Origin of the sequence: Micromonospora sp. NPDC007208, from assembly GCF_042869175.1 — a bacterium.
GTDB lineage: Bacteria > Actinomycetota > Actinomycetes > Mycobacteriales > Micromonosporaceae > Micromonospora > Micromonospora foliorum.
Genome location: NZ_JBIAFG010000003.1, coordinates 261,815 through 279,353, shown reverse-complemented (window position 1 = coordinate 279,353; position 17,539 = coordinate 261,815). Strand labels below are relative to the sequence as shown.

Genomic DNA, 17,539 nt, shown 5'->3' with positions numbered 1-17,539 from the left:
CGCGTCGACCGTCACGGTCGGCGCGGCGCGCCCTTGCTCAGACGTTGCCAGAGGCGGCGCAGGGGGTTGCGGGGGCGGGGAAGTCGGGGGGAGTGGGCGCCGAGCAGCTCGGTGGCCAGTGCCGCGGTCGCCGGGTCCAACTGTGGGGCGGCGAGTGCCACGTGAGCCAGCGACGCGGCGATCGGGACCGGTCGGCTCCGTGCCACGGCAGCCGCGTCGGCCAGCCGCTCCGCCACCACCCGGGCCACGTCCGACCGCACCGATGGGTCCACCCAGGCTGCGGTGACCAGAGCGAACAGCGCCGCCTCGGTGACCCAGTCCTCGACGCCCCAGATCAGGTCGAGCAGCACCCGGCGCCGGGTCGAGCCCTCCCACGGCTCGTCGGTGCGGTGGTGCAGCAGCCCCAGGCAGGCCCACACCTGCACGCCACGGACCCAGACCGACGGATCGTGGGCGGCCAGCAGTCGGCCCACCGCGTTGGCCGGCGCCGCCGGCGGGTGCACCAACAGGCCGAGCAGGTCGGCCAGGTCGAGGCCGGCCAGGCCCACCGCCGCGTCGTACGCCGCCGGTGGGTGCGCCCACGCCGGGTGGGCGATCTGCCCGATCCGTTCGACAGCTGTCGCCGACGGCGCCGCCAGCGCGGGCTTGGGGACGGCGTCCGCGTAGTGCCACAACCGCTGAGCGGTCGCCCGTCGGGGCTCACGCGGGTCGGGCTCCAACGCGCCGACGACCTCGATCCGCAGCCCGGGGGCGGTGGAGATCGCCGTACCGACCGCGCTCGGCGGAGCGGCGGCGGGTAGGCGTACGGCACCGCCGAGACCGTTGTCGTCATCGGCCACCGCCTGGCGCATCGCGTCGACCAGGGGCCCGCCGGCCGGGGTGAGTTGGCCGAGCCAGGGCCGGCCTCGGCAGCACTGGGCCAGGTCGCCGTGCTCGTGGCTGTCGTCCGGGTGGTCCCGCACGAAGTCGGCCAGCGCGACCAGGTGGGCGAGGTCACCGTCGCGCAGGTGCCGCAGGCGGTGGGCGGTGTGCACCGCGCAGTCGAACGACGGATCGCGCGCCAGCGCCCGCTCGGTCCACTCCAACGCCTCGTCCAGCCGGCCGATCTCGGCCAGGGTGCCGGCGATGTCCGCGTAGATCGCCAGGTCGTCGGGGTCCAGCTCGACGGCCCGACCGAGGGCCGCGAGGCCGTCGCGGGTGCGGCCGGAGCTGCGGTACGCGTACCCGAGCCACACCTCGCCCATCTTCGAGGGCTGTGCGCGTACCCCTCGGGTAGCCCAGCGGACCGCCAGCTCGACCTCGCCGAGGCGCCGGGCCAGCGCGGACGCCGCGCCCAGCAGCAGGCCGTGTTCGGGATGCACGGTGGCCGCGTTGCGGGCGAGCGTGAGGTACGGGGTCAGCGGGGGCCGGGCGATCCGCGGCACCGGGTCGGGCAGCACGGCGCAGACCTGCATGAGGACGCGGGCGATGTGCTCCGGGTCCAGCCGTTCGGCCAGCTCGGGCGCGGTGACCCAGGGCACGCCGGCCCACTCGGTGCCGGGCGCGTGCGCCGTCGCCGCGGCCAGCAGCTCCAGCCCTTCGGCGGGACGGCCGGCGGTGGCGAGAAGGTGGGCGCGGGCGACCACCGCACCCACGAAGGTGTGGTGGTTGATCGGGAAGAGGTCGAGACCACCACCGCTCGTCGCGGCGAGTCGGGCCAGCGTCTCGTGCACCTCCGGGAGGGTGGGGGCCCGTGCCAACGCGCCGGCGAGGTGGCCGGCGGCGTGGTGCAGGTCGCCCTCGTCGAGTGCCAGCCGGGCGAGCGCCAGCTCCTCCGTCGCGGAGAGCGCGGGATCGTCCGTTCCCTCGGGCACGTCGTCCTCTCGTGGCAGTTGGACCGGGTGCAGCGGGTAAAGCTTAGTTGATGTTGAGATCAACTGGTGATCACCTGCGCAGTCCTGCTCGTTCGATTGCTGAGATACGCTTAAAAGTGCAAGACTGAGCAAGAATCGCGCGGCAATCGCGCAGGGGGAGGGGTTTCCGTGACACGTGCAGGGGCTGGCATGGCCGCCGACATCGAGGAGCAGCCGGCTGGCTACGCGCGCCTGCTCTCCGCTGCCAACGCCGCCGAGATCGCCCGGGTGGCGGCGGTCATCGCCGAACGCCGGCCACGGCACGTGGTCTTCACCGCGCGGGGCACCTCCGATCACGCGGCCCTCTACGGGGCCTACCTGACCGAGATCCGGCTCGGCCTGCCCGCCGGGCTCGCCTCGCCCAGCGTCGTCACCCTGTTCGGGGCCCGCCCCGACCTGTCCGACGCACTGGTCGTCGGTGTCAGCCAGAGCGGCGGCTCGCCCGACCTGGCCGAGGTGCTGCGCGCCGCCCGAGCCTCCGGGGCGCTGACCCTCGCGGTGACCAACGCCCCCGACTCGCCGCTTGTCGACGTGGCCGAGCTGAGCGTCGACATCGCCGCCGGGCACGAGCGGGCGGTGGCCGCCACCAAGACGTACACCGCCGAGCTGCTCGCCCTGCTGATGCTGGTGGAGGGAATCCGGGCCGGCGACGGCGTGCTCCCGAAGACCGAACGGGAGGCGCTCGACGCGCTGCCCGAGCTGGCCACCCGCACCCTGGCCGACGGCACCCCGGCCCAGCTAGCCCCGCGCTACCGGTTCGCCCGTCAGCTGGTCACCACCGGCCGGGGGTACGCCTACCCGACCGCCCGGGAGGCCGCGCTGAAGCTGATGGAGACCTCGTACCTGCCGGCGCTCGCCTTCTCCGGTGCCGACCTGCTGCACGGCCCGCTCGCGATGACCGACCCGGAGGTCCCGGTGCTCGCCGTGGTCGGCTCCGGCCCCGGTGGCCGTTCGATGGGTGAGGTGCTGCCCCGCCTCGGCGAACGCCGCGCCGACGTCGTGGTGGTCGGCTCCGCCGACGTACCGGGCGCCACCCGGCTGGCCGTTCCCGAGGTCGACGAGCGGTACGCCCCGCTGCTGGACATCCTGCCGATGCAGCGGTTGGCGCTGGCCCTGGCGCTCACCCGGGGCGAGGACCCGGACGCGCCGCGCGGGTTGAAGAAGGTCACCGCGACGATGTGAGGCGCGGCGTGGCACCCTGGTCACCGTGTCCACGCTGCGCGACCTCGCCGAGGAGCACACCCATCTCCGTCCGGCCGACATCGACCACCTGCACCGGATCGCCGGCGACTGGCAACTGCTCTCCGATCTGTCCTTCGCCGACCTGCTGCTCTGGGTGCCGGTCGACGCCGACGGCACGTTCCTCTGCGTCGCCCAGGTCCGCCCGACCACCGCACCGACCGCGTACCAGGACGACCAGGTGGGTCGGATCGTCGGCGGGCCGGAGGTGGCGCACCTGGGCGTGGCGTACTCCCAGGCCCGGATCTGGCGCGAGGGCGACCCGGTCTGGTACGGCGACGTGCCGGCCCGGCACGAGGCGATCCCGGTGCGGTTGCGGACCGCCGAGGGGGAGGCCGGCGAGGTGATCGCCGTGGTGGGGCGGGACACCAACCTCTCCACCGCGCGTACGCCCAGTCAGCTGGAACTCAACTACCTGACCACTGCCGACGACCTGGCGCAGATGATCGCGGACGGCACCTTCCCGCCGCCGCGGCATCCGGGTGAGACCACCTCGGCGCCCCGGGTCGGCGACGGCCTGGTCCGGCTCGACGCCGGCGGGAAGGTCACCTACGCCAGCCCGAACGCGCAGTCCGCGTACCGCCGACTGGGCTACGCCTCCCACCTGGTGGGGGAGGACCTGGCCGCGCTGCACCGCCGGTTGGCCGGTGACCCGTTGGACGGCACCGAGGCCTCGAACGGGATCCTGGCCGCGCTGCGCGGTGAGGCGCCGCCCCGCCGGGAGATCGACGCGCGAGGTGCCACGATGCTCACCCGGGCGCTGCCGCTGATGCCGGCCGGGGTGCCGATCGGCGCGCTGGTGCTGGTCCGGGACATCACCGAGGTCCGCCGCCGGGACCGGGCACTGATCACCAAGGACGCCACCATCCGGGAGATCCACCACCGGGTGAAGAACAACCTCCAGACGGTGGCCGCGCTGCTGCGGTTGCAGGCCCGCCGGGTGTCCATGCCGGAGGCCCGGGTCGCGTTGGAGGAGTCGGTCCGTCGGGTCGCCTCGATCGCCCTGGTGCACGAGACGCTCTCCATGTCCAGCGACGAGGCGGTGGAGTTCGACGGCATCGTCGACCGGGTGGCCAGCGCGGCCACCGAGGTCGCGGCGACCGAGGTGAGCGTCGGCATGCGGCGGCGGGGCAGCTTCGGCGTACTGCCGGCGGAGATCGCCACCTCGCTGGTGATGGTCCTCAACGAGTTGCTGCTCAACGCCGTCGAGCACGGCTTCCCGCCAGCCGACGAGGCGGAGGAGGCCCCCGTACCCGCCGCCTCCGGAATGGTGCCGGTCGCCGCTGCCGACGTCGACCCGTCGATGCGACCCGAGGTGGTGGTCTCCGCGCACCGGTTCCGCAAGATGCTGCACGTCTCGGTGACCGACAACGGGCGCGGGCTACCCCCGGACTTCGACGCCGAACGCGGCAGCCGGCTCGGCCTCCAGATCGTCCGAGCCCTGATCACCGGGGAGCTGCGCGGCACCATCGAACTGCGCGCCGGCGCCAACGGTGGCACCGAGGCCGTGCTTGTCGTCCCGCTGGCCCGCAGCGCCCACGACGGCCGCTCGCAGGCCTGACCGCCGCCCGCCGCCCGGCTTCCGCCTCCCGCTCGGCCGGGTCCGCGTCGGGGAGCGGATGTCTGGATGAGCGTGATGCCGGTGAGTCATCTTGATGATTCACCGGCATCAGACTCAACGAGGTGCGCGGACCGCCGGCCTGCCCACGGACGGACCGGTCAGCGGGCGGGGCGGCTGGTCAGCAGGGCGACGGTGAGGCCGGGGCGCTGCCAGGCTTGGGTGACTGTGAAGTCCGTCCGTAGCGCGTCGCCCTTGGCGCCGGGCACGGCGGCCAGCGGCTCGGCGTGCCGGCCAGAGACAACGAGCCACACCCGTGGCGTACCGGCCAGGCACTGGGCTGGCTGGGGGCACTCCGCGGCCCACAGATCGCCGCGGCGCACCTCGTCCTCGGTGACCAGCACGTCGCGTGGTGGGTCGCCGAGGTGGTACTCGATGCCGAGGTCGAGGAAGAGCCAACTGTGCCGGGGCGAGTAGACGACCGCGTCCCCCGGCCGTTGACCGTCGGCGATCACCCGTGCCGCCCCGGCGTAGTCCACCGGCGCGCTGCGCGGCCACTCGTGGGTCCGTCGCAGCGCGGCCTGGTCGGGTAGACCGAGCAGCCCGGCCAGCACCACCACGACGAGCGCGGCCGGTGCGGCCACGGCGGCCAGCGCCGCGCCCGCCAGCAGACACGCGAAGGGCGCCACGAAGACCAGGTACCGGGGCACCCACAGTGGTACGACAGTGCCGGCGGCGAAGAGCAGCAGTACGGGCAGCAGCACCGCGCTGACCGGCAGCAGGGCGCGTCGCCCGAGCCGGGCCGCGCCCAGCGCGGCGACCCCGACCAGCAGGCCACCGACCACACTGCTCTGGGCCACGCCGCCGGGCAGCGCGGTCAGGTCGTCCAGCCGGGCCAGGTGGACCCAGTTCAACTGCCGGGACTGCTGGGTCCGGGCCTTGACCAGCAGCGGGCCGGCCAGCAGCGCGACCGGCACCACGGCGACCAGCCACCGCCACACCCGGCGGTCCCGCTCGGCGTCGGGCTCGGCCGGGGTGACGATGCCGGCCGGGGTCGGGCCGCGCCACCAGGCGATGAGGACGACCAGCGCGTGGGCGGCGAGCACTGTGAGCGCGATCAGGTGGATGAGCCCGAGAGCGGCGACGGCGGCGGCGTAACCGGCCCAACGGGCCCAACTCGGTCGACGCAGCGCGGTCACCAGCAGCACTGTGGCGAGCACGGCGAGCATGGTGGCCAGCGCGTACGGGCGAGCCTCCTGCCCGTAGCGGGAGGTGCCGGGGAGCACCGCGAACAGCAGCCCGGCGAAGAGGCCGCCGCGCCTGTCGACGAGCCGCGCGCCGAGCACGGCGAGCAGCCCGGCGGCCACGGTCATCGCCAGCACGGCCGGTACGCGCAGGGCGATCGTGGAGTCACCGAAGACGCTGGTCCAGACGTGCATCAGCAGGTAGTACGGCCCGGTGGCGGCGTCGATGGTGCCGGCCAGCCGGGCCAGGTCGCCGGGTGACCGGGTGGCCGCGCTCCACGTCGCGAGTTCGTCACGCCAGAGCTGGGCGGAGCCGAGCCCGGTCACTGTCACCGCCAGGGTCACCAGCGCCGGGGGGAGCCAGACCGGCAGGCGGCGCAGGTGCTCCCACGCCGCCCCGGCCGACCTCTCGGACATTTGCCCCACGGTCCGAGCCTGCCACGGCTACCCCCTCCGTGGGCGTCAGCCGGCGGCAGGCGGTGGGCGCCAGGCGGGCATCACGTCGTTCGGTCGGGCGGTCTTCGCCGGATCACGCTCCACGAGCTCGTCGAGAACGGCGTCGATCCGGGCCAGCAGCTCGTCGTCGAGCCGTACCGTGGCGGCCTTGGCCGTCTCGGCGAGCTGCTCGGACCGGGACGCGCCGACGATCGCGGCCGCCACGGTCGGCCGACGCAGCACCCACGCCACCGCCAACTGGGCCATCGTGCAGCCGGCGGCCTCGGCGATCGGCCGGAGCTGGCCTACCCGGGAGAGCAGCAGCTCCGAGGAGTAGCGGGCGATGAACGAGCCACCGAAGCCGTCGGTGGCCCGGGAGCCCGCGGGCGGACGTCCGCCAGGTTCGTACCGACCGGTCAGCACACCCATCGCGAGGGGCGCCCAGGCGAGCTGGCCCAGGCCGAGGTCAGCGCAGGCGGGCGACACCTCGGCCTCCACCACCCGCCACAGCATCGAGTACTGCGGCTGGTTGGCGATGAACGGGATGTGCAGCTCGGCGGCGAGCCGCAGGCCCGCGCGCAACTGCGGGGCGGTCCACTCGGAGGCGCCGACGTAGAGCACCTTGCCCTGGCGGACCAGGTCGGCGAAGGCGAGCATCGTCTCCTCCAGCGGCACGCTGTCGTCGTACCGGTGCGCCTGATATAGGTCGACGTAGTCGGTGCCCAACCGGCTCAGCGAGGCGTGGCAGCCCTCGATGATGTGCTTGCGGGACAGCCCGGCGTCGTTGGCCCCCGGCCCGACCGGCAGGCACACCTTCGTGCACAGCTCGATCGAGCTGCGGCGGACGCCGCTCAGCGCCTTGCCCAACGCCTCCTCGGCCCGCCCCTGGGCGTATCGGTCGGCGGTGTCGAACGTGGTGATGCCCGCGTCCAGGGCGGCGGCCACGCAGGCGGCCGCCGCGTCGTCGTCGAGCTGGTTGCCGTGGGTGACCCAGTTGCCGTACGCGACCGCGCTGACGCGCAGGCCCGACCGGCCCAGTTGCCTGTACTCCATATGAGGATCGTCGGGCCGCTCCGCGCTGTCGCCGAACCGTTCGAACGTGGTCGAATCCGTGGGTGATCGAGGTTCGGTTCTCGCCCGACGACCTGAGCCGGGTCCGGTTCGTGCACTCGCCCCTGGCCGAGCTGGTGGCCAGTTCCTGGGCGTTACGCAAGCCGGCGAAGTACTGGATGCACCGTCCGTGGCGGGAGCGCGCGGAGCGGTTGCTGCCGGGTGCCGGCCTGGAACCGCTACTGGCGGTACTCGGGTCGTCCAACGGCTACGTGCCGGATTTCCTCACCCCGATCGGGGTGGCGCCGAACCTGGCCGCCGAGTTGCGGGCGGTCGCCGGCACCGACCCGTCCCGGGTGCGGCGGCAACTGGAGCGGGCCGGCGCACCCCGGCTGACCCCGGACGAGCTGGTCGTGCAGCTGCACCGGTACTTCACCCTGCTGATCGCACCGGACTGGCCCCGGCTGCGGGCGCTCGCGCTGGCCGACATCCGGCGGCGGACGCTGCTCGCCGCCGAGCAGGGCGGGCGCACCCTGCTCCGCGACGTGCACCCGTTGATCCGGTGGGACGGCGCGGCGCTGCGGGTCGCCGTCGGCACGACCCGGCCGGCCGCCCTGGACGGACGCCCGTGGACGCTGCTGCCCACCTCGTTCTCCGGCCCGACGGTGCACGCGATCATGGAGGGCGACGCCGGGCCCGCCCTCTGCTATCCGCCCACCGGGCTGGGCGGGCTGTGGGACTCGCCGCCGCCCAGCCCGGCATTGGGCGCCCTGCTCGGCGGTACCCGGGCGGCGGCGCTCAGCCTGCTCGACTCGCCGCTGAGCACCGGCGAGTTGGCCGCGATGCTGGGTCTCGCGCCGGCGACCGCGTCGCACCACCTCACCACGCTGCGGGACAACGGCCTGATTGCCGGCGTACGACAGGGGCGGGTGGTGCGTTATGCCCGGACTGTCCTTGGTGACCAGCTGGTCGGCTGACCCCAGGCCCGTGATGTGGGATCCAGCACGTGGACATTGGCCGGCCCCCATGAGGTGTGGCAGCATGGGCCCATGACCGCCGCAGTCGTCCGCCGCTTCGTGGCACGTCGCCACGTCGATTACGGCCGCGTGCGCAGCGCGATCTGTCCGGCTTACTGACGACGCCCGACCATTCTGTCTCGGGCGCGCTCCGCGCCGGCTGTCTCAGACACCGTTGTCCCGCCCGCTTCGCCGGGCCGGCCGCCGCGCCCCGCGTACCCCGAGGCACAGCAGACAACGGAGGACGCCGCGATGGCGGTCAGCAGCATCCCGGCCCGTTCCGAGGACCCGACGGCTCGCCCGACCCGAGCGCCGCGCCGGCCACGGGGTGAGGGTCAGTGGGCGCTCGGCCACCGCGAGCCGCTCAACCCCAACGAGCGGATCAAGAAGGACGACGACCCGCTCAACGTCCGGGCCCGCATCGAGAACATCTACGCGCACCGTGGCTTCGCCTCCATCGACCCACAGGACCTGCGGGGCCGGTTCCGCTGGTGGGGCCTCTACACCCAGCGCAAGGCGGGCATCGACGGCGGGCGCACCGCCGTGCTGGAGCCGCACGAGCTGGAGGACGAGTTCTTCATGCTCCGGGTCCGCATCGACGGCGGCCAACTCAGCCTGGCCCAGCTGCGGGTGATCGCGGACATCTCCCGGGAGTTCGCGCGGGACACCGCCGACATCACCGACCGGCAGAACATCCAGTACCACTGGATCCGGGTCGAGGACATGCCGGAGATCTGGCGTCGGCTGGAGTCGGTCGGCCTGCAGACCACCGAGGCGTGCGGCGACTGCCCCCGGATCGTGCTGGGCAGCCCGGTCGCCGGGGTGGCCCGCGAGGAGCTGCTCGACCCGACCCCGGCGATCGACGAGATCGTCTCCCGGTACGTCGGCGACAAGCAGTTCTCCAACCTGCCCCGCAAGTTCAAGACGTCGATCTCCTGGCTGGTGGACACCCCGTACGAGTCGAACGACATCGCCTTCCTCGGTGTCGACCACCCCGAGCACGGGCCCGGTTTCGACGTCTGGGTCGGCGGGGGCCTCTCCACCAACCCGATGCTCGCCAAGCGGCTCGGCGTCTGGGTGCCGCTGACCGAGGTGCCGGACGTGTGGGCCGGGGTGGTCGGGATCTTCCGCGACTACGGCTACCGTCGACTGCGCAACCGGGCCCGGTTGAAGTTCCTGGTGGCCGACTGGGGCGTGGAGCGCTTCCGTGAGGTCCTGGAGAAGGACTACCTCGGCCGTACGCTGCTCGACGGCCCGGCGCCGGTCCTGCCGTCGAAGCCGGTCGACCACGTGGGCGTGCACGAGCAGGCCGACGGGCGGCACTACGTGGGCGCCGCCCCGGTGGTCGGGCGGGTCTCCGGCGCACAGCTCAGCCAGCTGGCCGACGTGGTCGAGGCGCACGGCAGCGACCGGGTGCGGCTCACCCCGTACCAGAAGCTGCTGGTGCTCGACGTGCCGTCGGAGCGGACGGAGTCGCTTGTCGACGCGCTGCGCGGGATCGGTCTGGAGGCCCGGCCGTCGGCCTGGCGGCGCGGCACGATGGCCTGCACCGGCATCGAGTACTGCAAGCTCGCCATCGTCGAGACGAAGGCCCGCGGCGAGGAGTTGGTGGCCCGGCTGGAGCAGCGGCTGCGCGACTTCGACGCGGACATCTCGATCCACATCAACGGCTGCCCGAACGCGTGCGCGCGCACCCAGGTGGCCGACATCGGGCTCAAGGGTCAACTGGTGGTCGGCCCGGACGGCCGGCAGGTCGAGGGTTTCCAGGTGCACCTGGGCGGCGGGCTGGGCATGGCCCAGGGGCAGACCGCCGGTTTCGGCCGCAAGCTGCGCGGCCTGAAGACCACCGCCGAGGAGCTTCCGGAGTACGTGGAACGGCTGGCCCGTCGCTACCTGGCCGGTCGGAGCGAGGGCGAGACGTTCGCCAACTGGGTGATCAGAGTCGACGAGGAGGAACTGCGATGAGCAGCGAGAACCGAGCGGCACCTCTGTACTGCCCGTACTGCGGCGAGGAGGACCTGCGGCCGCACGAGGCGGGGCACGGCGCCTGGGAGTGCCACGCCTGCACCCGGGTCTTCTCGGTGAAGTTCACCGGGCTGCTCAGCCGGACGGTGACGTCATGAGTCTCGTCTCGGCCGCGAGCCTGCGTCTGGTGGGCCCGGGCGGCTCGACGCCGGCCGACCCGGCCCGGCGCGACCCGGACGAGCTGCGGGCCCTGGCCGAGCAGGCCGCTCGGGACCTGGAGGGCGCCCCGGCACTGGAGATCGCCCGCTGGGCGGCGCAGACCTTCGGTGAGCGGTTCTGCGTCACCAGTTCGATGGCCGACGCCGTGCTGGCGCACCTGGTGTCCCGGGTGGCACCCGGGGTGGACGTGGTCTTCCTCGACACCGGCCTGCACTTCCCCGAGACGCTGCGGGTACGCGACGAGGTCGCCCGGACGCTGCCGGTGAACGTCCGGTCGATCCGCCCCCGGCTCACCGTCGGCCAGCAGGACGGCCAGTACGGTCCCCGGCTGTTCAACAAGTCGCCGGACGACTGCTGCCAGCTGCGCAAGGTGGAGCCGCTGGAGCGGGCGCTGACCGGGTACGACGCCTGGGCCGCCGGTCTGCGGCGGGACGAGTCGCCGAGCCGGGCCAACACGCCGGTGGTGACCTTCGACGCGCGTCGCGGCAAGGTCAAGGTCAACCCGATCGCGGCCTGGTCGCAGAAGGATGTGGACTCCTACATCGCCCGCTTCAACGTGCCGGTGAACGAGCTGTTCAAGCAGGGTTACGGGTCGATCGGCTGCTGGCCGTGCACCCGCCGGACGAAGGCCGGCGAGGACGCGCGGGCCGGCCGGTGGGCCATGTTCGAGAAGACCGAGTGCGGGCTGCACGTCTGACCTCGCCGGCGACGACCCGGACCGGTCCCGGTGCGGCCGGCGGGGCGGACCCGGTGGTGCTGGTCGCGCACGGCAGCCGTGATCCACGGGCGGCCGATGCCACCCGGGCGCTGGCTCGGGCGGTGTCGGCGGCCCGGCCGGGCACACCGGTGTGGGCGAGCTGGCTGGACCACACCGAGCCGGGGCCGACCGAGGTGCTGCGTGACCTGGCCGTGGCCGGTCACCGCCGGGCGGTGCTGGTGCCGCTGCTGCTGACCGCCGCGTACCACCATCGGGTGGACATCCCGGCGGCGGTGGCCGCGGCTACGGGGTCCGGACCACCGCTGGCGGTACGGGTGACCGATGTGCTCGGCCCGGCGGACGACACGCCCGATCCCGGGCTGCTGGCCGGGTTGTGCCGGCGGCTCAGTGAGACGCGTCCGGGCCGCTTCGACGCGTTGGTGCTGGCCGCGGCGGGCACCCGGGACGCCCGGGCGCGCCGCTCGGTGGGCCGGGTAGCCGACGCGCTCGGCGTGGAGTTCGGGGTGCCCTGCCGGGTGGCGTACGCCTCGGCGGCCCCACCGGCGGCCGGCGTGGCGGTGTCCCGGCTACGGGCGTCCGGCGCGCGCCGGATCGCGGTGTCCGCGTACTTCCTGGCACCGGGGTTGTTCCACGACGCGGTGACCGAGGCGGCGCGGGCGGCGGGCGCGGTGGCGGTCGCCGCGCCGTTGACCGACGCACCGGAGCTGGTCGAGTTGGTGCTGAGTCGGGTCGACGACCGGCCGGTGCTGGCGTCGACGGGCTGACCCGTGCCGGCACGGTGACCCGGCACCGGACAGCGGAACGCCCCGGCGGGCGAACCCACCGGGGCGTACAGCTGTGTCGTTGGGGATCAGGCGGAGTGAGCGCGCAGCACCCGGAGACCGCCGCGCCGCTTGACAGCGCGCCGCTCCTCCTCGCTCATTCCGCCCCAGACGCCGGCGTCCTGACCAGACTCGAGTGCCCACTGAAGGCACTGGTCGGTCACGGAGCAGCGCCTGCAGACGGCCTTGGCCTGCTCGACCTGCAGCAGAGCCGGTCCAGACGTCCCGATCGGGAAGAACAGCTCTGGGTCCTCGTCGCGGCAGACACTATGGTGACGCCAGTCCATGGCGGCAACACTCCTCATTCTGGATGGGTGGCGAACAATTGCTTGTCGTGCTTTTCCTATATGCATCCGCAGTGCCGATGGTGACAGTTAGCGTCCGTCCATTCGGCAGTGCGTGAGCAGGCGTTCAGCGCCGGGGACCTGCTGGAACAGCTCAACCTGACGAGCATATCCAGGCAATGTCCCGGTAACTCAAGTCCGCTTGTGAATACTTTCACGAACAGTCGCGATGTCAAGGGTGACGCTCGGAAAAACTCCGGGCGGTGAGCAAGCCCACAACCCATTTGTCCGGGTTCCAGTGCTTTCCTGGTTACCCGCCGTGCCACAGTCGAGGATCAATATAGTACAGTCCGCGTGACATTGCTGACATTTCCGGCACCTGCCCCTCGGTGTGGCGGCGACCATGTCGATCGGTTGTGGCCACCGTGTCGACCAAGGGCAGTACCCGAGACCTAGCAGATTACTCTCAGTGCGGCGGGAACGGAGGTGAATCTGACTTTCTCCCGCTCGCCGAGATAGTCCCCGTCCAGCTGGAACGCCTGCGGGCGGCTGGAGACCAGCGTGAACTCCGCCGTGTCATGGAGTCGTAACACCTGCCGGCCGCGAGGATTCGGTTGCCGGGACAGGAACTGCGTCACTGTCCGTGTTGTGCTAGCCACCCGGAGCTGACGTAGGGCCAGCACATCCAGCCCGAGATCGAACGACGCCGCCGGGTTCGGGTTGACCTCCCGGTCGCCGAGGTACGTCCAGGGCGCCGTGTTCTGGATGATGACGGTGGCCAGCTCGGCCTCCGCCGCCTCACCCGGACGCTCCAGGACAATCGCCGGGTGCCGCCGGTCCGAGGCGAGGAAGTACTGGTTCATGATCGAACGGAGATAGAGCGACGGCGTGGACACCCGCCCCTTCCGCCGGGCCTGCTCCACCCGGTGGATCACCGCGGCGTCGAGGCCGAACCCGGCGCAGAAGGTGAAGTAGCGGTCGTCGGCGAGGCCCAGCCCCACCGTCCGGCTTCGGCCCAGCCGCAGCCCTTCCAGGATCATGCTGGTGGCCTCCGGCCACTCCCGGGGCAGACCCACCGCGCGGGCGAAGACGTTTGTCGAGCCACCGGGGACGGTCGCCAGGGCGGGCAGCCGCTCGGCCATCGGGGCATCGCCGGTGCGACTCGGCGGTTCGGCCGTCATCAGGCCGTTCACCACCTCGTTCACCGTGCCATCGCCACCCAGGGTGACGACCAGGTCGACCCCCTCCGCGGCTGCCTCCCGGGCCAACGCCACGGCGTGCCCGCGCCGCCGGGTGTAGCGCACGCTGAGATCGACTTCGCTGCGCAGCGCCCGGACGAGCACGTCCCGGCTGCGTTCGCTGGTGGTGGTGGCCTTCGGATTGACCACCAGGACGGCCCGCATGGGCGGCACTGTACCTCTCGGCAGCCCGGGTATCGTGGCGCGCGTGACCATCGACTCGGACCCGATCCCCGTCACGCTCCGCTGGGCGGTCCGGCTGCTGTGGGCGGAGGCGGCCGTCGTCGGGCTGATCGCGGTCTGGCTGGTCTGGGCCGATCTCACGGCCACCCGCACCGACCTGCTGGCGGCGCTGCTGGTGACCGTGTTCGCCATCGGGGCGGCCGTGGTGCTCTGGGCGCTGGGCCGGGCGCTGCTGCGCCGTCAGGCGGGCGCACGGGCCCCGGCGATCGTGCTTCAGCTGATGCTGCTGCCGATCGGGTGGTTCATGATCCAGGCGGGGCTGGGCTGGCTGGGCGTGCCACTGATGGCGCTCGGCCTGGGCGTGGCCTGGCTGCTGATCTGCCCTCCGACGACCCGCGCCCTCGGCTTCGAGTGACCGCGCCGGCCCGTCGGGGTCGGTCAGTAACCGCCGGAGCGGCGGGTGAGCAGCGCGATCGTGGCCCGACCGTCGGCGGACGTGGCGGACGCCGACGTGGTCAGCGCGGTGAGCACCTTCCAGGCGAAGGACGACTCGGCGGGCAGGGTGGCACCACGCACGGTCGGCACGGTCACCTCGACGGTCAGCGCGTCCTCGGTGACCGCGAAGCGGCACTCCAACTCGGCGTCACGGGTGGCGATGGCGAGCAGCATGGCGCACGCCTCGTCGACCGCGATCCGCAGATCCTCGATCTCGTCGAGCGCGAACTGCAACCGGGCCGCGAGACCGGCGGTGGCGGTACGAAGCACGCCGAGGTAACCGCCGTCGGCAGGCACCGTGAGGTGCACCACGTCGTCGTCGGTCGCTGGCTGGCCAGTCAGTTGAGTCACGCCTCATCCCCCCGGTCGGGGACTCTACCCGGTCAGCCGCCCGTACGCGTGCCGGCGGTGGTGGCCTGGCCGGCCAGCTCGCGGAGCGCGTCGCCACTGAGCCGGTAGGGAACCCACTCGCTCATCTGCTCGGCGCCGATCGAGGCGTAGAAGCCGGCGGCCGGATTCCAGTCGAGCATCCACCAGTCCAGCCGCCGGTAGCCGCGTCGTACGCAGATGTCGGCCAACGTCGCGAGCAGCAGTCGGCCGGCGCCGGTGCCCCGGGCGGCCGGCCGGACGTAGAGGTCCTCCAGGTAGATGCCGTGCACGCCGGCCCAGGTGGAGAAGTTGAGGAACCACAGCGCGAAACCGACCGGCTCGTCGTGCCCGTCCACCGCGACGTGACCGAAGAGCGCCGGAGCAGTCGTACGACCGCTCCAGCTCGGCGCGTCTGACGCCACGCCGCGACCTGGAGCGGTCGAGAACAGGGCCGCGGTCAGTTGCTCGGTGGTGAGGTGGCACTGCTCCGGGGCGCGTTCGTACTCGGCCAGCTCGTGCACCATGGCGACGACGGCCGGCACGTCCTCGGGACGTGCCGGCCGGATCGTCGGGATGACCGGTGAGGTCACGCCTTCTTGGTCTCCCAGAAGATCTTCGAGATCTCGTCGATCTTCCCGAGCAGCTTGTCGGCGGTGGCCGGGTCGAGGCTGCCCTTGACGCCACCGGCGCCGGCGAGCTTGGTGGCCTCGTTGAACAGGCTGTGCAGGTTCGGGTACTTCTCGAAGTGCGCCGGCTTGAAGTAGTCGGTCCAGAGCACCCAGAGGTGGTGCTTGACCAGCTCGGCGCGCTGCTCCTTGATGATGATGGCGCGGGTGCGGAACTCCGGGTCGGTGTTCGCCTGGTACTTCTCGCAGATCATTTTGACCGATTCGGCCTCGATCCGGGCCTGAGCCGGGTCGTAGACACCGCACGGCAGGTCGCAGTGAGCGCTCGCGGTGACGCGGGGCGCAAGGATGCGCGGAAGTCGCATCGGGATCCTCCATGGGAAGTTTGCGATGATCAAAGGCGACATTACTCCTGGGAATGCTCCCCGAACCGGGTGGAGGTGAAACCAGTGGCCGCCGATCACCCGGCTGAGGTGCCCCGGTTGCGCAGGCCGCTGACCGCCGTTCTGGTGACCGGCCCGTCCATGGCCCCGACCCTGCGGCACGGTGACGCGGTACTGGTTCGTCCCGGTGGCCGCCCGATCCGCGTCGGCGACGTGGTGGTCGCGGTCTTCCGAACCCGGCCCGATCTGCTGGTGGTGAAGCGTGCGGTCCGGCCGCAGGACGGCGGCTGGTGGCTGCGTGGCGACAACGACCTGATCACCGACGACTCCCGGGCGTACGGGGTGGCCGACGTGCGCGGACGGGTGGTGGCCCGCTACTGGCCGCGTCCCGGACGGGTACCTCGCCGTCAGTTATGACCCTGCTCACATCCGAGGGGTGGTGTCGACACTATGCTCGGAAAGTGCCCGGGTGACCCCCCGCACCGCGTGCCACCGCTCGCCGCCCACCTCGCGGCGGGGCCGGCCGCCTCACATCTGCTCGACAGATCCTGGAGTCACCACCATGTCTTCGTCCACCGTGGACCCCGCTGATCCCGTCTTCCTGCTGCACCGGGGCGGCAAGATGGCCGTTACCTCGACCGTGCCGCTCACCAGCCGGGAGGACCTCTCCCTGGCGTACACCCCGGGGGTGGCCCGGGTGTGTGAGGCGATCGCCGCCGACCCCGCCCTGGTGGACGACTACACCTGGGTGTCGCACACGGTCGCGGTGGTCACCGACGGCTCGGCGGTGCTCGGGCTGGGCAACATCGGCCCCCGGGCCGCGCTGCCGGTGATGGAGGGCAAGGCGGTGCTGTTCAAGCAGTTCGCCGGGGTGGACGCGGTGCCGGTGTGCCTGGACACCCAGGACGTGGACGAGATCGTCGCGGTGGTGCGGGCGCTCGCGCCGTCGTTCGGTGGGATCAACCTGGAGGACATCAGCGCCCCGCGCTGCTTCGAGATCGAACGTCGGCTCGACGAGGCGCTGGACATCCCGGTCTTCCACGACGACCAGCACGGCACCGCGATCGTGGTGCTCGCCGCGCTGCGCAACGCCGCGACGCTGCTCGACCGCAAGCTTGGTGACCTGCGGGTGGCGGTGAGCGGCGCGGGCGCGGCCGGCGTGGCCGTGACGAAGATGCTGATCGCCGGGGGCGTCAACCCCGACCAGGTGGTGGTCTGTGACTCCAAGGGGATCATCGGCCGGCACCGCACCGAACTGACCGGCACGAAGGCCGAGCTGGCGGCGAGCACCAACGCCGAGGGCCGCCACGGCGACATCACCGAGGCGCTGCGCGACGCGGACGTGCTGATCGGGGTCTCCGGTGGGCAGATTCCCGAGGCCGCGGTGGCCGGAATGGCGCCCGGCGGGATCGTGTTCGCGCTGGCGAACCCGACCCCCGAGGTGCACCCCGAGGTGGCTGCCCGGCACGTCGCGGTGGTGGCCACCGGGCGCAGCGACTACCCCAACCAGATCAACAACGTGCTTGCCTTCCCCGGGGTGTTCCGCGGCGCGCTGGACGCCGGTGCCACCCGGATCACCGAGGGAATGAAGGTCGCCGCCGCAGACGCCATCGCCGGTGTGGTGGCGGAGTCCCTGACCGCCGACGCGATCGTCCCGTCCCCGCTCGACCCGCGCGTCGCGCCGGCCGTGGCCGAGGCGGTCGCCGAAGCCGCCCGCCGCGACGGCGTCGCCCGCCGCTAGGACGCATCGGCCGGGGGCGCTCCGGCGCAGCATGCGCCGCCGGCCTGTGCGCCAGCCACCTTC

Annotated in this window: 18 protein-coding genes; 10 read left to right on the top strand and 8 right to left on the bottom strand. The window is 72.6% G+C overall.

Annotation, left to right across the window (positions count from 1 at the left end):
- Positions 1-11 precede the first annotated feature (11 nt).
- Positions 12-1,853, bottom strand: a complete 1,842-nt coding sequence (locus ACFYL6_RS07655; protein ID WP_387168859.1) for a tetratricopeptide repeat protein — start codon at positions 1,851-1,853, stop codon at positions 12-14.
- A 189-nt stretch (positions 1,854-2,042) separates the two neighbouring features.
- On the opposite strand from ACFYL6_RS07655, the gene ACFYL6_RS07650 reads away from it, so the two are divergent.
- Positions 2,043-3,074, top strand: a complete 1,032-nt coding sequence (locus ACFYL6_RS07650; RefSeq protein WP_387168856.1) for an SIS domain-containing protein — start codon at positions 2,043-2,045, stop codon at positions 3,072-3,074.
- A gap of 25 nt (positions 3,075-3,099) precedes the next feature.
- Positions 3,100-4,692 carry a histidine kinase N-terminal domain-containing protein gene (locus ACFYL6_RS07645; RefSeq protein ID WP_387168854.1) on the top strand — a complete coding sequence of 531 codons (1,593 nt, stop codon included), beginning with the start codon at positions 3,100-3,102 and terminating at the stop codon, positions 4,690-4,692.
- A 158-nt stretch (positions 4,693-4,850) separates the two neighbouring features.
- Here ACFYL6_RS07645 and ACFYL6_RS07640 read toward each other — a convergent pair whose 3' ends face one another.
- Positions 4,851-6,350: a glycosyltransferase family 39 protein gene (locus ACFYL6_RS07640; protein WP_387168851.1), complete on the bottom strand. Its 1,500-nt coding sequence runs from the start codon at positions 6,348-6,350 to the stop codon at positions 4,851-4,853.
- Between the two features lie 45 nt (positions 6,351-6,395).
- Complete coding sequence (locus ACFYL6_RS07635) at positions 6,396-7,421, bottom strand: aldo/keto reductase family protein (RefSeq protein WP_387168848.1); 1,026 nt, start codon at positions 7,419-7,421, stop codon at positions 6,396-6,398.
- Positions 7,422-7,483: 62 nt separating this feature from the next.
- Here ACFYL6_RS07635 and ACFYL6_RS07630 point away from each other — a divergent pair, with 62 nt between their 5' ends.
- The 5 genes from ACFYL6_RS07630 (at position 7,484) to ACFYL6_RS07610 (ending at position 12,100) form a co-directional block, all read left to right on the top strand.
- Positions 7,484-8,395: an ArsR family transcriptional regulator gene (locus ACFYL6_RS07630; protein WP_387168845.1), complete on the top strand. Its 912-nt coding sequence runs from the start codon at positions 7,484-7,486 to the stop codon at positions 8,393-8,395.
- A gap of 291 nt (positions 8,396-8,686) precedes the next feature.
- Entirely contained in the window at positions 8,687-10,399 is a 1,713-nt protein-coding gene (locus ACFYL6_RS07625; protein WP_387168842.1) for a nitrite/sulfite reductase, read from the top strand.
- Positions 10,396-10,557 (top strand): IS1 family transposase, encoded by a 162-nt coding sequence (locus ACFYL6_RS07620; RefSeq protein WP_124776219.1) that lies wholly within the window; start codon positions 10,396-10,398, stop codon positions 10,555-10,557. The genes ACFYL6_RS07625 and ACFYL6_RS07620 overlap by 4 nt, the downstream gene beginning before the upstream one ends.
- On the top strand, positions 10,554-11,315 hold the full coding sequence (locus tag ACFYL6_RS07615) for a phosphoadenylyl-sulfate reductase (RefSeq protein WP_091406068.1): 762 nt from the start codon (positions 10,554-10,556) through the stop codon (positions 11,313-11,315). The genes ACFYL6_RS07620 and ACFYL6_RS07615 overlap by 4 nt, the downstream gene beginning before the upstream one ends.
- Positions 11,297-12,100, top strand: coding sequence for a sirohydrochlorin chelatase (locus tag ACFYL6_RS07610; protein ID WP_387168838.1), 804 nt, complete (start codon positions 11,297-11,299; stop codon positions 12,098-12,100). The genes ACFYL6_RS07615 and ACFYL6_RS07610 overlap by 19 nt, the downstream gene beginning before the upstream one ends.
- 86 nt (positions 12,101-12,186) lie before the next feature.
- Here ACFYL6_RS07610 and ACFYL6_RS07605 read toward each other — a convergent pair whose 3' ends face one another.
- Positions 12,187-12,444 carry a WhiB family transcriptional regulator gene (locus tag ACFYL6_RS07605; protein ID WP_088950012.1) on the bottom strand — a complete coding sequence of 86 codons (258 nt, stop codon included), beginning with the start codon at positions 12,442-12,444 and terminating at the stop codon, positions 12,187-12,189.
- 449 nt (positions 12,445-12,893) lie between these two features.
- Entirely contained in the window at positions 12,894-13,844 is a 951-nt protein-coding gene (locus ACFYL6_RS07600; RefSeq protein ID WP_387168835.1) for a diacylglycerol/lipid kinase family protein, read from the bottom strand.
- A 43-nt stretch (positions 13,845-13,887) separates the two neighbouring features.
- Here ACFYL6_RS07600 and ACFYL6_RS07595 point away from each other — a divergent pair, with 43 nt between their 5' ends.
- The gene (locus ACFYL6_RS07595) at positions 13,888-14,277 is read left to right on the top strand and encodes a hypothetical protein (protein WP_238659528.1); all 390 of its coding nucleotides are present in this window, start codon (positions 13,888-13,890) and stop codon (positions 14,275-14,277) included.
- Between the two features lie 23 nt (positions 14,278-14,300).
- Here ACFYL6_RS07595 and ACFYL6_RS07590 read toward each other — a convergent pair whose 3' ends face one another.
- The 3 genes from ACFYL6_RS07590 to sodN are packed head-to-tail and all read right to left on the bottom strand — an operon-like array spanning position 14,301 to position 15,717.
- A complete protein-coding gene (locus ACFYL6_RS07590; protein ID WP_030336681.1) occupies positions 14,301-14,708 on the bottom strand; it encodes an ATP-binding protein in 408 nt (135 codons plus the stop codon).
- A 32-nt stretch (positions 14,709-14,740) separates the two neighbouring features.
- A complete protein-coding gene (locus ACFYL6_RS07585) occupies positions 14,741-15,316 on the bottom strand; it encodes a GNAT family N-acetyltransferase (protein WP_387168831.1) in 576 nt (191 codons plus the stop codon).
- Entirely contained in the window at positions 15,313-15,717 is a 405-nt protein-coding gene (sodN, locus tag ACFYL6_RS07580; protein ID WP_387168829.1) for a superoxide dismutase, Ni, read from the bottom strand. The genes ACFYL6_RS07585 and sodN overlap by 4 nt, the downstream gene beginning before the upstream one ends.
- 84 nt (positions 15,718-15,801) lie before the next feature.
- Here sodN and ACFYL6_RS07575 point away from each other — a divergent pair, with 84 nt between their 5' ends.
- Together ACFYL6_RS07575 and ACFYL6_RS07570 are read left to right on the top strand one after the other, a co-directional pair.
- Entirely contained in the window at positions 15,802-16,152 is a 351-nt protein-coding gene (locus tag ACFYL6_RS07575) for a S24/S26 family peptidase (protein WP_387168826.1), read from the top strand.
- A 145-nt stretch (positions 16,153-16,297) separates the two neighbouring features.
- Positions 16,298-17,476: an NADP-dependent malic enzyme gene (locus ACFYL6_RS07570; protein ID WP_387168823.1), complete on the top strand. Its 1,179-nt coding sequence runs from the start codon at positions 16,298-16,300 to the stop codon at positions 17,474-17,476.
- Positions 17,477-17,539 lie beyond the last annotated feature (63 nt).

Coding starts and splice junctions, on each gene's coding strand:
- ACFYL6_RS07615 (WP_091406068.1), top strand. CDS start 10,554: ATGAGTCTCGTCTCGGCCGCGAGCCTGCGTCTGGTGGGCCCGGGCGGC.
- ACFYL6_RS07625 (WP_387168842.1), top strand. CDS start 8,687: ATGGCGGTCAGCAGCATCCCGGCCCGTTCCGAGGACCCGACGGCTCGC.
- ACFYL6_RS07640 (WP_387168851.1), bottom strand. CDS start 6,350: ATGTCCGAGAGGTCGGCCGGGGCGGCGTGGGAGCACCTGCGCCGCCTG.
- ACFYL6_RS07570 (WP_387168823.1), top strand. CDS start 16,298: ATGTCTTCGTCCACCGTGGACCCCGCTGATCCCGTCTTCCTGCTGCAC.
- ACFYL6_RS07605 (WP_088950012.1), bottom strand. CDS start 12,444: ATGGACTGGCGTCACCATAGTGTCTGCCGCGACGAGGACCCAGAGCTG.
- ACFYL6_RS07620 (WP_124776219.1), top strand. CDS start 10,396: ATGAGCAGCGAGAACCGAGCGGCACCTCTGTACTGCCCGTACTGCGGC.
- sodN (WP_387168829.1), bottom strand. CDS start 15,717: ATGCGACTTCCGCGCATCCTTGCGCCCCGCGTCACCGCGAGCGCTCAC.
- ACFYL6_RS07635 (WP_387168848.1), bottom strand. CDS start 7,421: ATGGAGTACAGGCAACTGGGCCGGTCGGGCCTGCGCGTCAGCGCGGTC.
- ACFYL6_RS07600 (WP_387168835.1), bottom strand. CDS start 13,844: ATGCGGGCCGTCCTGGTGGTCAATCCGAAGGCCACCACCACCAGCGAA.
- ACFYL6_RS07650 (WP_387168856.1), top strand. CDS start 2,043: ATGGCCGCCGACATCGAGGAGCAGCCGGCTGGCTACGCGCGCCTGCTC.